Origin of the sequence: Kitasatospora sp. NPDC059827 (genome assembly GCF_042731675.1) — a bacterium.
GTDB lineage: Bacteria > Actinomycetota > Actinomycetes > Streptomycetales > Streptomycetaceae > Kitasatospora.
The window spans coordinates 1-13,383 of record NZ_JBHWIV010000005.1 but is presented as its reverse complement, the minus strand read 5'-3'; the positions used below and the strand labels follow the sequence as shown (position 1 = coordinate 13,383).

General features: G+C 75.1%; 10 protein-coding genes. 4 read left to right on the top strand and 6 right to left on the bottom strand.

The window, feature by feature from the left end:
- The first annotated feature begins 144 nt into the window (after positions 1 to 144).
- Complete coding sequence (locus ACFV8H_RS04720; protein WP_380396520.1) at positions 145 to 867, top strand: hypothetical protein; 723 nt, start codon at positions 145 to 147, stop codon at positions 865 to 867.
- Positions 868 to 1,030: 163 nt separating this feature from the next.
- On the opposite strand, the gene der is transcribed toward ACFV8H_RS04720, so the two are convergent.
- The 5 genes from der to ACFV8H_RS04695 form a co-directional block, all read right to left on the bottom strand.
- Positions 1,031 to 2,488 (bottom strand): ribosome biogenesis GTPase Der, encoded by a 1,458-nt coding sequence (gene der, locus ACFV8H_RS04715; protein WP_375887112.1) that lies wholly within the window; start codon positions 2,486 to 2,488, stop codon positions 1,031 to 1,033.
- 169 nt (positions 2,489 to 2,657) lie between these two features.
- The gene (gene cmk, locus ACFV8H_RS04710) at positions 2,658 to 3,395 is read right to left on the bottom strand and encodes a (d)CMP kinase (RefSeq protein WP_380396519.1); all 738 of its coding nucleotides are present in this window, start codon (positions 3,393 to 3,395) and stop codon (positions 2,658 to 2,660) included.
- A 237-nt stretch (positions 3,396 to 3,632) separates the two neighbouring features.
- Positions 3,633 to 5,054: a DUF4419 domain-containing protein gene (locus ACFV8H_RS04705; protein ID WP_380396518.1), complete on the bottom strand. Its 1,422-nt coding sequence runs from the start codon at positions 5,052 to 5,054 to the stop codon at positions 3,633 to 3,635.
- Positions 5,051 to 6,160: a DUF4419 domain-containing protein gene (locus ACFV8H_RS04700; RefSeq protein ID WP_380396517.1), complete on the bottom strand. Its 1,110-nt coding sequence runs from the start codon at positions 6,158 to 6,160 to the stop codon at positions 5,051 to 5,053. Before ACFV8H_RS04700 ends, ACFV8H_RS04705 begins: the two co-directional genes overlap by 4 nt.
- A gap of 156 nt (positions 6,161 to 6,316) precedes the next feature.
- A complete protein-coding gene (locus ACFV8H_RS04695; protein ID WP_380396516.1) occupies positions 6,317 to 7,402 on the bottom strand; it encodes a prephenate dehydrogenase in 1,086 nt (361 codons plus the stop codon).
- 407 nt (positions 7,403 to 7,809) lie between these two features.
- Between ACFV8H_RS04695 and ACFV8H_RS04690 the strand changes: the two genes are divergently transcribed.
- From ACFV8H_RS04690 to ACFV8H_RS04680, 3 genes are read left to right on the top strand one after another with little or no spacing between them, the layout of a single operon-like run.
- Positions 7,810 to 10,044 (top strand): DUF4139 domain-containing protein, encoded by a 2,235-nt coding sequence (locus ACFV8H_RS04690; RefSeq protein ID WP_380396515.1) that lies wholly within the window; start codon positions 7,810 to 7,812, stop codon positions 10,042 to 10,044.
- A 4-nt stretch (positions 10,045 to 10,048) separates the two neighbouring features.
- Complete coding sequence (locus ACFV8H_RS04685; RefSeq protein ID WP_380396514.1) at positions 10,049 to 11,665, top strand: DUF4139 domain-containing protein; 1,617 nt, start codon at positions 10,049 to 10,051, stop codon at positions 11,663 to 11,665.
- 54 nt (positions 11,666 to 11,719) lie between these two features.
- Positions 11,720 to 12,082 carry a DUF952 domain-containing protein gene (locus ACFV8H_RS04680; protein WP_375887095.1) on the top strand — a complete coding sequence of 121 codons (363 nt, stop codon included), beginning with the start codon at positions 11,720 to 11,722 and terminating at the stop codon, positions 12,080 to 12,082.
- Positions 12,083 to 12,157: 75 nt separating this feature from the next.
- On the opposite strand, the gene ACFV8H_RS04675 is transcribed toward ACFV8H_RS04680, so the two are convergent.
- Positions 12,158 to 13,165 (bottom strand): helix-turn-helix domain-containing protein, encoded by a 1,008-nt coding sequence (locus ACFV8H_RS04675; protein ID WP_375887094.1) that lies wholly within the window; start codon positions 13,163 to 13,165, stop codon positions 12,158 to 12,160.
- Positions 13,166 to 13,383 lie beyond the last annotated feature (218 nt).

Here is a 13,383-nt window from a genome sequence, read left to right as displayed (position 1 = left end):
GTGGGGGGGTTGGGGGGTGGGCCCGCCGCCCTTCCGCCGCACCCGGCAGGCACGGCGCGTCCGCAGCACCCGGCGAGCCCGCCCCTCCCCCCGGTACGCCGAACGCCCCCGCATCCCCGCCGCCTCTCACTCGTTGGCCCCTACGTGTACAGCTACGACGTCTCCGCACCCGCCGGACGGTCGGCCACCGCCCCCCGCTCGATCCCGGGCATGCGCCCGTCGTACGACGCGGAGCACCCGCACTCGACGACCCCGATCTACGACGAGCTGTACTCCGAGTACCGACGACTGTTCCGCGCCCTGCCCGGCGACCGCTCGGGCGAGGAGGACCTGAGGTTCACCGGCTTCGCGATTCGCGACGGCCACCCGCTGCTCGGCGAGCAGCGCCCGTACCCGTCGACGCAGCAGCAGGCCTTCCACACCTACGCGGGCCAGCCCTCCGGCCTCCCCCAGTTCATGCCGACGCAGTCGCACCACACCCACACCCAGCACCACGTCCCCCAGCACCACACCCACACCCAGCACCACGCCCCCCAGCACCACGCGCACGTCCACCCCCAGCACCAGCACCACCCCCAGCACCAGCCGACCCCCCACCCCGAGCCCCTCGCCACCATGGCCGCCACCGCCGCCACCAGCGACGGCCACGGCCAGGCCGTCCCCCCGGCTCCCCAGTTCACCAACGGCCAGGGCTGGGTCGCCGCCGGCTACCTCGGCGCGGTCCAGCACACCGTGCCCGCCCCGCCGCCGGCCCCGTCCCCGCTGCTGGGCACGGCCACCGGCCTCGCCACGGCCCCCGCCCCGACCGGCGGCCGCCACCGCCAGATGCTCTCGCTCCCCCCTGGCCGCACCGGCGACCACCACTGACGGGCCCCAACTGGCCCCCGACCGGCCTGGGCAAGCAGCCGAACCGTCGGTCGGCGCACACCACCGGCAGCGGAAACGCCCGAGGGCCCCGCCACCACCGGTGACGGAGCCCTCCAGCTCGTACAGCTACAGCTACAGCTACAGCTGCGACTGCAGCTGCGACCTACTTCTTCTTGTTGTTGCGCTTCTCCCGCACCCGCACCGAGATCGAGATCGGCGTCCCGACGAAGCCGAACTCCTCCCGCAGACGACGCTCGATGAAGCGCCGGTACCCCGCCTCCAGGAAGCCCGAGGCGAACAGCACGAAGCGCGGCGGACGGATGCCCGCCTGGGTGCCGAACAGGATGCGCGGCTGCTTGCCGCCGCGGATCGGGTGCGGGTGGGCGGCGACCAGCTCGCCGAGGAAGGCGTTCAGGCGCGCGGTGGTGATGCGGGTCTCCCAGCCGTCCAGCGCGGTCTCGATCGCCGGGACGAGCTTCTCCATGTGCCGGCCGGTCTTGGCCGAGACGTTGACGCGCGGGGCCCACTGCACCTGGACGAGGTCGCGCTCGATCTCGCGCTCCAGGTAGTAGCGGCGCTCCTCGTCGAGCTGGTCCCACTTGTTGTAGGCGACGACGACGGCGCGCCCGGCCTCGACGGCCATCGAGATGATCCGGGTGTCCTGCTCGGCCAGGGTCTCGCTGGCGTCGATCAGGACGACCGCGACCTCGGCCTTCTCCAGCGCGGCGGAGGTGCGCAGCGAGGCGTAGAAGTCGGCGCCGGCAGTCAGGTGGACCCGGCGGCGGATACCGGCGGTGTCCACGAACTTCCAGGTCTTGCCGCCGAGTTCGATCATCTCGTCGACCGGGTCACGGGTGGTGCCGGCCAGCTCGTTGACGACCACCCGCTCCTCGCCGGCGACCTTGTTCAGCAGGCTGGACTTGCCGACGTTGGGGCGGCCGATCAGCGCGATCCGGCGCGGGCCGCCGGGGGCGGCGTCGCCGAAGGTCTGCGCCGGGGCCTCGGGCAGCGCGTCCATGACGGCGTCCAGCAGGTCGCCGGAGCCGCGGCCGTGCAGGGCGGAGACCGGGAAGGGCTCGCCCAGGCCCAGCGACCACAGGTATGCCGCCTCGGCCTCGGTGGACGGGCCGTCGACCTTGTTGGCGCACAGGACGGTCGGCTTGCCGGCCCGGCGGATGAGCTTGATCAGGGCCTCGTCGGTGTCGGTGGCGCCCACGGTGGCGTCCACGACGAACAGGACCGCGTCGGCCTGCTCGATGCCCAGCTCGGCCTGCGCGGCGACCATGGCGTCGATGCCGAGGACGTCGATCTCCCAGCCGCCGGTGTCGACGACCTTGAAGCGGCGGCCGTTCCAGCTGGCCTCGTAGGTGACCCGGTCACGGGTGACGCCCGGCTTGTCCTCGACGACGGCCTCGCGGCGGCCGATGATGCGGTTCACCAGGGTCGACTTGCCGACGTTCGGGCGGCCGACGACGGCCAGCACCGGCAGTCGGACGTGCTCGGCGCCGTCCTCGCCCTCGAAGCCGTCGAGGTCGAAGCCCTCCTCGGCCGCGAGGGCCATGTACTCGGCGTAGTCGGCGGCGTCCAGCTCGCCGGGCCCGGCGGAGTGGTCTGCGGTCATGTTCGTCTGTTCCGTTTCCCGGCGCGGCCCTTCCCAGGGGCGTGCCGTGCGTACCTGCCCCGCTGGGGCAGCGCGATGGTTTCCTCCGCGGCACCTGACGGCCCGCGGTTCGTTCAATGGTCGGCCGGTCGCAATGGTCGGCCGGTCCTTCGAAGACCGGCCGTACCGGTCAGACCGAGGACAGTCCGGCCCGCTCCTCCACCAGCGCGGTGATCCGGCCGATCACCTGCTCCAGGGTGAGCTCACTGGTGTCCACCAGCACCGCGTCCACGGCCTGGGCCAGCGGCGCCGTCTCCCGGGAGGAGTCGGCGGCGTCGCGGCGCGCGAGGTCGGCGGCCATCGCGGTGATGGTCGCCTCGTCCACGCCCTTGGCCCGCAGCTCGGCCGCCCGACGCGCGGCCCGGGCCGCCTCGGAGGCGGTCAGGAACACCTTGACGGTGGCCTGCGGGAACACCACGGTCCCCATGTCCCGGCCCTCGGCGACGATGCCGCGCTCGGCGACCTCGGCGCAGCCGCGCTGCAGCTCCACCAGCCGGGCCCGCACCGCCGGCACCGCGGAGACGGCGCTGACCTGCGCCGTCACCTCGGGGCCCCGGATCGGTCCGGAGACGTCCTGACCGTCCACCGTGATGGTCGGCCCGTCGGCGTCCGTACCGGACACGATGACGGGCTTGCCGCACGCGACGGCCACCGCCTCCGGGTCGTCGACGTCCACGTCGTTGGCCAGCATCCACCAGGTCATCGCCCGGTACATGGCGCCGGTGTCCAGGAAGCTCAGGCCCAGCCGGGCGGCGACCGCCCGCGAGACGGTCGACTTGCCGGAGCCGGAGGGTCCGTCGATGGCGACGACGACCGGGGCGTGCGCTCGGTCGGCAGTGTCCACGGGGCCGAACCTCTCTCTGAGCATGCTGACGCATGGAAGCCGGCGCCTACGGGGGCGAGCGGCCGGGGATTGTCTCCCTCAAGGTTAATGGACCGCCGCCGAACCCCGTCCCGGCCCGGTCACCACCGCCTCACCGAGCCGGACACCAGTGGGCAGCCCCGGTCCGGTCACCACAGCGTCACCGGCCCGGACACCACCGCCTCACCGGCCCGGACACCACCACCTCACCGGCCCGGACACCGCCGCCTCACCGAGCCGGGGTCACCAGTGGGCCGCCCCGGCCAGCGCGCCCGCCAGGTCCGGCCCGCGCGAGCCCTCCAGCTGCACCGTGCCGTCCGGCAGCGGCAGGGCGAAGTACCAGTCGTCGTCGCCCGCGCACCGAACCAGGCAGAACAGGCTGAATCGGATGAGTGCGACCGCTCTGCCCCCGGGCTCGCCCGCCACCGTCCGGACGGTGGCCTCGTCCGTTCCCATCAGCCTGGCCCACGGGGACCCGCCGACCTCCCGCACCCGCTCGATCGTCCACCCCGGCGGCAGCTGCGCCGCGGCCAGTTCGGCCTGCTCGGCCGCCGGGGCCAACGGCTCCCGCTCGACCTCCAGCACCGCGTTCCCGAGCCGGGCCCGCACGTACTCGCCGTCCCGCTCGATGCCGAGCACTCCGCCGAGGAAGGCCATCGACCGCCGCCCGCCGGGCGTCTCCCACACGAAGGGCACCTTCGACACGTGCGACGGGAAGGCGTTCTCGGTGAACCGCGCCGGTCCCAGCTCCACCGTCCGCCGCTTCCACCGCTGCTGTGTCGCCCGCCAGCGGAACTCCGTACGGGGCTCCGGTCCGGCCTCGGTCTGGGTGTGCGCGAAGAAGGCGGTGATCCACCCGGACACGAAGTTCCCGCCGGACTCGGACTCCCACTTGTACAGCGAGCGCCAGAACTCCTCGTCCACCGGCCCGCCCGCCGCCGTCGCCGCGAGCTCCGCCAGCACCGGGCGCAGCCCGTCGAACCACGGCCCGAGCGGCTCGAACCACTCCGCCAGTTCGCCGACCTTCCGGGCCAGCAGCGCCCAGTCCTCGGCCGTGCCCTCCAGCCGGATCCGCGGGATGCCGCAGAGCGTGATCCAGAGGAACTCGTAGTACGGGCTGACCACGTCCATCAGCGCGACCAGCACCGAGGAGACGTCGTCCGGCGTGGTGGTCGAGAACGACGGCTGGAAGAGCTCCACCAGCTCGGGCCCGATCTCCGCCGCCAGCGGCTCCCGGACCAGCCGGATCGACCGGGCCCAGTCCGGGTCGGCGTCCAGCAGGCTGTGGTCCCTGACCTGGATGGTCCGCTTGCCGCCGCCGGGGGTGGCGTTGAACAGCCCCTCGTACCGCTCCGCGTTCAGCCGTACGTGCACCGCGGCCTCGTGCACCACCGCGTACCAGAGCACGTCCGGCGACAGGCTCAGCGGCAGGTGCTCGGCGAAGGCGAGGTGGGCGGCGCGCAGCAGCAGGCTCCAGGTCGGCTCCGTCTCCCCCGCTCGCGGCGCGTACAGAGCGGGGGACACCAGCAGCGTCCCCGTACTGCGGTGGAGCACGGTGAACTCCCCGCCGACCACGGCCGCCAGGAAGCCGTCGTTCCCGACCACCTCCAGCGCCGCCGTGTCCCCCGGCTGCTGCCCGTCCCCGAGCGCGACATCGATGATCACTGCACCTCCAGCACCGCGTGCCCCAGTCGGGCCCGCAGGAAGTCCCCGTCCCGCTCGATCCCGAGCACCCCGCCGACGAAGATCATCGGCAGCTCGACGCCCAGACGATCCCACACGAAGGGCACCGCGGACAGGTGCGAGGGGAAGTCGTTCACCGCGAAGGCGTCCGGATGGTACGAGGTGCCGGCCGCCGCCCGCCAGCCGAAGGTCTGTCGCAACCGCGGGCCGTCCGGGGTCTGGGTGTGGGCGAAGAAGGCGGTGAGCCAGCCGGTCACCAGCGGACCGCCGGACACCGACTCCCACTTGTACAGCGAACGCCAGAAGCCCTCGTCCACCGGGCCGCCCGCCGCCGTCGCCGCGATCTCCGCCAGCACCGGGCGCAGTCCGTCGAACCACGGCACCAGCCAGTCGAAGCGCTCCGCCAGCGCGTCCACCCGGCCTGCGAGCAGCGCCCAGTCCCCGGCGGTGCCCTCCAGCCGGATCCGCGGGATGCCGCAGCGGGTCTCCCAACGGAAGTCGTAGTAGGGGCTGACCACGTCCATCAGCGCGACCAGGGCCGAGGCCTCGTCGTCCGGTGTGGTGGTGGAGAAGGCCGGCCGGAACAGCTCGACCACCTCCGCGCCGAGGGCCGCCACCAGCGGCTCCCGGACCAGCCGGACCGACCGCGCCCAGTCGGCACCCCCGCCCAGCAGCGAGTCGTCCCACACCAGCGAGTCGTCCCGCACGACGAGCGCCCGCGAGCGGTCCGCCGCGCCGAACAGCGCCCGGTAGCGCGGCGGGTACATCCGTACGTGCGCCGCGACCTCGTGCACCACCGCGTACCAGAGCACGTCCGGCGACAGGCTCAGCGGCAAGTGGTCGGCGAAGGCCGCGTGGGCGGCGCGCAGCAACAGGCTCCCGGTCGGCTCGGGCTCGGCGGGCTCCGGTGCGAAGAACTCCGACCGGACCGGCTGCGGCCGGGGCCGCTCGACCATCGCCGCCACGCTGCGGTGACGGACCAGGAAGTCCCCGCCCACCACCGCCCGCAGGAAGCGCTCGTTCCCGAGGTCCACCGGCTCGCCGGCGAACCCGTGCCGGGTCTCCCCCAGCGGCAACTCGATGATCACGCCCGCTCCCCCTCCCCGCCTGCTCCCCCGTACCACCCCGACCCGTACCACCCGGCCCCGAACACCGCCCCGACCGAACACCGCCCCGCCCGGACACGTCCCCGACCGAACCCGCCCCGACCGGACACCGCCCCGCCCGGACACGGCCCGGAAGCGTCAGTCCCGGACGCTCCACCCGCTCGCACGCAGCGCCACCGTGAGCCGCTTGACCGCCATCGGCGCCACCGACAGCTGGACGAAGCCGACCTGCTGCCCGTCCGAGTGCTCGATCAGGACGTCCTCGATGTTGACCCCGGCCTCGCCGACCTCCCCGAACAGCCGGCCCAGCTCGCCCGGCTGGTCGCCGAGGACGACCGCGACGGTCTCGTACCGGGTGGGCGGGGCGCCGTGCTTGCCGGGGATGCGGGCCTGGCCGGTGTTGCCGCGCCGCATGACCGCCTCGATGCCCTCGGCACCGGAGCGGCGCGTGCCCTCCTCCTCGGCCTCCAGGGCGCGCAGCGCGGTGACGGTCTCGCCGAGGTCGTTGGCGACCTCGGCGAGCACGTCGGCGACCGCGCCCGCGTTGGCGGACAGGATGTCGACCCACATCCCGGGGTTCGAGGCGGCGATCCGGGTCACGTCGCGCACGCCCTGGCCGGAGAGCCTTATGGCCGTCTCGTCGGCGTGCTCCAGCCGGGCCGCGACCAGCGAGGAGACCAGCTGCGGGGCGTGCGAGACCAGGGCCACGGCCCGGTCGTGGGCCTCGGCGTCCATCACGATCGGCACCGCGCCGCACAGCGCGACCAGCTCCAGCGCGGCGTTGAGCGTGTCGGTGTCGGTGTCGGCGGTCGGGGTGAGCACCCAGGGGCGGCCCTCGAACAGGTCGGCGCGGGCGGCCAGCGGGCCGGAGCGCTCGCGGCCGGCCATCGGGTGGCTGCCGATGTAGTGGACGGTGTCAAGGCCCAGCGTGGCGATCTCGCTGCCCGGGCCGGACTTCACGCTGGCCACGTCGGTGTACCAGTGCGCCAGATTGCGGCGCTGGCAGTCCGCGAGGACCTTGCCGACCAGGGCCGGCGGGACGGCGATGATCGCCAGGTCGACCGGGCCCTCGGCCGGTTCGGTGATGCCGGCGCCGAGCGACTCGGCGGTGCGGGCGGCGTCCGGGTCCGCGTCCTCCAGATGGACGGTCAGCCCGCGTGCGGCCAGGGCCAGGGCTGCGGAGGTGCCGATCAGTCCGGTGCCGACGACGACGGCAGTGCGCATGGCGGGTGGCTCTCCTCGATCACGGTTTCTCGACGGGACGGTTCACACGGGCGGTGCTCGACGAACGGGCGGTGCTCAGCGGGTGCCGGAGGGCGCGACGAAGTACCGGAGCCGACCGGGCGCGCCCGCGCCCCATCCTCCCACCCGACGCCCCCCGCCGACCCCCGACCCCGCCAACCGTCACGCCCCGGCAACCAACGCCCCCGCTGACCGCCACGCCCCGGCAACCACCGCGCCCCGCACCCCGTCCCACCCAGTGCACACGCCGTGCCCCGGGAAATCCGGCGACGCCCGGCCCCCGGCGGGGCAGACTGGCCGCCCGGGGGACAGACGGGGCGAGCCGCGGCACACCGGACTGCGGGACCACCGGGCCACGGGACCACCGGACGCGAACGAAGGGGATGCGCATGGACGATCAACACAGCAGCCACACCGGGCCGTCGAAACGGCCGATCGTACCGGCCCACCCGTCGGCCCTGGACTCCGTCGTGGTGTACGCCGAGGGCGCGGTGTGCCGGCGCCGGGCCACCGTCCCCTTCCCCCCGGACGGACGGCTGCGGCTGACCGGCCTGCCCGACTCGCTGCGCGCCGATTCGCTGCGCGCCCGGGTGCTCTCCGGCCCGGCCGGCACCACGGTGGTCGAGGCCCGCCTCGAAACGCTCGCCGAACTCCACGAGCCCGATGAACTCCCGCAGTTGCAGCGTGAGTTGGACGAGGCCATGGAACGCCAGGGCGCCCTGAACGAGCGCCACCGGCTGATCCTGGCCGCGATCGCCGAGACCGCCGCGCTGCGCGCCGTCCCGCCCCAGCGCCGCCCCGACGAGCCGCTGCGCCGCACCCCGGCGGACGCCTGGCTGGAGCTCGCCGACTTCGTCGACGAACGGCTGGCCCGGCTCCAGGAGCGCTCCGAGCAGCTCACCCGGGAGGTCGAACTCGCGGACCACGAGCGCCAGTTGGCCGCCGACCGGCTGGACCGCGCGTCCACCGCCGACCGCGCCGAGCCGGTCGGCACCACCAAGACCGTCCTGCTCACCCTCACCACCAACACCCCCGACGCCAACGCCCCCGAAACCGCCCCCGACCGGATCGAACTGGAGCTGGAGCTGGAGTACGGCGTCCCCACCGCCCGCTGGGTGCCCGCCTACCGGCTCAGCCACCGCACCGGCGCCGACACCGCCCAGCTGGTCCTGCGCGCCGCCGTCGCCCAGCACACCGGCGAGGACTGGACGGGTGTCCGGCTCGCCCTGTCCACCGCCGACCTCGACCGCCGCACCGACCTCCCCCGACTCGCCTCCCTCCGGATCGGCCGCAGCCAGCCCGCCCCGCCGCCCTCGGGCTGGCGCGAGCCCCCGGCCGGCCTGTCCGACCTCTTCACCGGCTACGACGCGGCCGCGGCCGACCGCCCCGCCCGCCGCCCTCGCCGCCGCAACGTCCCGCTCCCGGTCCCGCCCGGCGCACCCGGGCCCGGCCGCCGCTTCTCGGCCCGGCTCGGCGGCGCCCGCCCGGCCGGCCCCCGTGCCGAGTTCCTCGCGGACGAGGCGGCGCCCGCCGGCCCGTCCGGCGGCGGAATGCTCAGCGTCCCGGAGCCGCCCTCCGCCCCGGCGCTCTCCGCCCCCGCCCCCGTGCCCCTGCCCCCCGTACCCCCCGCCCCGGTGGCGCCCGGCTTCGCCGGCTACGGCGGCCCGCCCGCCCCCGGCGCCCCGGCCCCCGCCGGTGCCCCGATGCCGCAGGCCTTCGGCGGCGCCCCGCCGGCCGAGGCCCGCCGCTCCGCGCGCCGCCGCGGCGCGACCCCACCGCCCGACACCGGCTTCGTCCCGGCGGCCGACCTGCTCGACTACCCCGACCTCCAGCTGGCCGGCCCCGACGCCCCCGCCGACCGCCGCGGCACCCTGCGCCCCGGCCCGGCCCGGCTCGAACACGACACCTGGCAGCAGGTCCACCCGGGCATCCGCCTGACCGGCCTCGCCCTCCCCCGCCACGCCGTCCCGCCCCGCGTCTCGGCCGGCTCCTTCGACCACCGCTTCGACGCCGCCGCCCCCGCCGACGTCCCCTCCGACGGCACCTGGCACACCGTCACGGTGGACGAGATCCCGCTCTCCGTCAGCCCCGAGTACGTCACCGTCCCGGCCGTCGAGGAGAAGGTGTACGCGACCCTGGTGCTCGCCAACCGCACCGACCGCGCCGTGCTGGCCGGCCCGGTCGAGGTCACCGTGGACGACGAGTTCCTGCTCACCGCCGCCCTGCCGACCCTCGCCCCGGGCGGCACCCGGAGCCTGGGCATCGGCGTCACCGAGAGCGTCGAGGTGGCGCGCCGCACCGAGCTGCGCGAGTCCGCCACCGGCATGCTGAAAGGCAACAGCACCGTGCTCGACCACCGGGTGCACGTCCACCTGGCGAACCGCCTCGGCCGCCCCGTCACGGTCGAGGTCCGCGAGCGCGTGCCGGTCGCCTCGGACACCGAGATCCGGATCGAGGAGCGCGCGGACTGGCAGGCCCCGGCCGTCCCCACCCCGGAGTGCCCGGCCGGCACCCGGCTCTGGCGGGTCGAGCTGGCGCCGGGTGGCCGCACCGAGCTGGACGGCGGCTACCAGATCAAGATCCCGGCCGGAAAGGCCATCGTCGGCGGAAACCGGAGGAACTGACCAGATGACCGAAGAGACCGTTCCCCTCCCCCTCCCAGCGCCCCTCCCCGTTCCCGTCCCCGCCTCCGTTCCCCCCTCCCTCCCCGTCACCGCCCTCCCCGTCACCGCCGTCACCTGCCTGGAGGACCGTGCCCAGGTCGAGCGCTCGGTGACCGTCCGACTCACCGCGGGCGTCCAGCGGCTGCGGCTGGGCCCGCTCACCGCCCTCGCCGTGGACCGCACCCTGCGCGCCGAGTCCGCCGCCCCCGGCACCCGGGTGCTGGAGGCCCGGCTGGTGCGCTCCTGGTCCCCGCGCGCGCCGCTGCCGCCCGGCCCGGCGGACTCCGCGCTGCGCCACCGCCTGCACGGGCTGGAGGCCGAGTACCGCCTCGCGGACCAGACCCGCGCCCGGCTGGAGGCCCGGCTCGCCCTGCTCGCCCAGCTGACCGCGGACCTGCTGCGCGAGGTCGGCGAGGGCGCCGGCGTCGGCGAGATCGAGCGCACCCGCTGGGCCCGCGAGCTGGACCGGGTGGACGCCGAGCGCGAGCGCCACGGCGAGGAGCTGCGCGCGACCCGTTCCCGGCTGCGCCGCCTGGACCAGGAGCGCTCCCAGGCCCTGCTGGCCCTGGACGAGGCCGAGGAGGAGCCCGCCGAGCTGCACGCCCACCTGGAGCTCACGGTCGAGGCCGAGCACCCCGGCCCGGCCGAGCTGACCGTCCACCACTTGGTGCCCTGCGCGCTGTGGCGCCCCTCCTACCGCGCCACTCTGGACTCCGACGGCCTGCGCCTGGAGTCGGAGGCGGTGGTCTGGCAGCGCACCGGCGAGGACTGGACCGGCGCCCGGCTGACCTTCTCCACCGCCCGCTCCGCCCTGGCCACCGACCCGCCGGTGCTCGCCGAGGACCTGCTGGTCCTGCGCGAGCGCACCGACGAGGAGCGCCGCACGGTCGAGATCGAGCTGCGCGAGGAGGAGGTCAGCACCCTGGGCCCGGACGCCGCCGTCCCCGGCCTGGACGACGGCGGCGAGGTCCGGGTGCTGCCCGCCCCCGCCCCGGCCACCGTCCCCTCCGACGGCCGCGCCCACCGGGTCCCGCTGGGCGCCTTCACCGGCCCGGCGAGCAGCGAGTTCGCCTGCGCCCCGGAGCTGTCCCCGCTGGTCACCCGGGTGGTCCGGTTCCGCAACGCGGCCGGGCACCCGCTGCTGGCCGGCCCGGTCGAGCTGGTCCGCGGCAGCGGCTTCACCGGTCGCGGCGAGCTGCGCTTCACCGCCGCCGGCGCCGACGCCGAACTGTCCTTCGGCAGTACGGACGGCTACCGGGTGGTCCGCGAGACCGAGGAGCGCAGCGGCACCACCGCCCTGAGCGGCCGCCGGACCACCACCCGGACCGTCCGGCTGCACCTGTCCCGTTTCTCCGGCCCGGAGGAGCACGACGAGCAGCTGGTCACGGTCCGCGAGCGGGTGCCGGTCTCCGAGGTCGCCGAGGTCGAGGTGCGGCTGCGCAAGGAGGAGTGCTCCCCGGCTCCGGACGCCTTCGACACCGAGGGCATCGTCCGCTGGGACGTCCCGCTCGGCCCGGGCGCCCGCCGCAGCCTCACCCTGGTGTACGAGGTGTCCGCCGCCGCCAAGGTGGCCGGGCTGTGACGCCGGAGGCCCCGTGACGACCGCTCAGGACCGGAAAGCGGGTACAAAAGGAACATGATCCTCCATCTCGCCCCCCTGGACGACTGGCTGTCCGACCCCGGCCGTCCGTACGCCACCGCGTCGCTGCTCACCGACGGGTTCATCCACTGCTCGGCGGACGAGCGGACGGCGCTCGCCGTGGCCAACTCCTTCTTCGCCGACACCCCGGACCCGCTGATGGTGCTGCTGATCGAGGAGGCACTGGTGGAGCCGATGGTCAAGTGGGAGGCCGCGCACGGCGCCCCGCCGCCCGGCGCCACCCCCGGCGTGCTGTTCCCGCACATCTACGGGCGGCTGAACCGGTCCGCCGTGGTCGGGCTGGAGAAGGTCGACCGCGGCCCGGACGGCCACTGGGCCTCGCTCAGCCCCTGGAGCTGAGCGGCCGACCGGGGCCCGTCACCCGGTCGACCGCCGCCCCGACTCACCACCATCCCTGTTCGCCCTCGCCCCGCCTCACAGCCACCCCCGCTCCCGGGCCGCCATCCCGGCCTGGAAGCGGGTGGTGGCGCCCAGCGAGCGCATCAGGGCCTGCAACCGCCGCTGGGTGGTCCGGGCGCTCCAGCCCAGCGAACGGGCGATCGACTCGTCGGTCAGCCCGGCGGCCAGCAGCCCCAGCAGCTTGCGGTGGTCGGCGTCCGGCTCCGGCGAGGCGTCCCCGGTGCCGATCGCGGCCTGCAACTGCACGGCCCGCTCCCACTCGGCCTCGAACAGCGTGTCCAGTGCCTGGAGCAGCGCCGAGGGGTGGATCACGTAGGCCGCGTCCAGCACGCTGTCGCCGACGCTGATCGGGATGATCGCCATCCGGTCGTCCGAGATGATCATCTTCATCGGCAGCGTCGGCCGCACCCGCGCCTCCTCGCCGTCCGCGACGCCGACCAGGATGTTCCGCTCCAGACGGCCGGGCCAGGCCACCGCCTCCCGGTCGTAGATCGTCCGGAACCGCAGGCCCTCCCGCAGCCGCCGCCGCTGCAACGGCATCGCCGAAACCGGGTCCTGGATGTACGGCGGGCGGTCGAAGCCGCGGACCTGGTACTGGCTGCTCCCGGTGATGTGCTCCAGCCGCTGGGCGATCGCCTCGCCGCCGGTCAGCACCTCCACCGAGTGCGCCGGGTCGGTGTACCGCGAGGCCTCCCGGAAGGCGTCCATCAGCCGGTGCATCTCGGCCCGGGCGCTGCGCAGTTCGGACTCCCGGTGGCCGATCAGGGTCCCTATCGCCACGTCCGGGGCGACCGGCAGGTAGCGCTCCCGGTCCACCGGGGCCCGGGTGGCCATCCCCTGCTGCGCCAGCCGGTCCAGCGCGCGCACGCCCTGCTGGAGCGTCAGGCCGCAGCTCTCGGCCAGCTCCTCCGCCGTGGACTGCGGGTTGGCGACCAGTGCCGCGTACACCTGCCCGTCCGGCTCGGCCAGTCCCAACGGGCCGAGCGCGTGTCCGGCGGACCGCCCCAGTGCTGCATCGGACACGACGCCGTCTCCCCCTGCTCGCTCCGGAACACCCCTCCGGCCGCCCGTACTGGCGCGGTCCCGCCACGCGGCGGGGCGGTGGTCCGGTGGCCATCCTCGGCCACGGATCATGGCGCTGACAAGGCCGTGACCAGCGGTTGCGTCCCGGCTCACACACACGTCGGAGGGTCACCCGACACCACGCGCGGGGGACCCTCCGACGAACTACGTCCCGACGG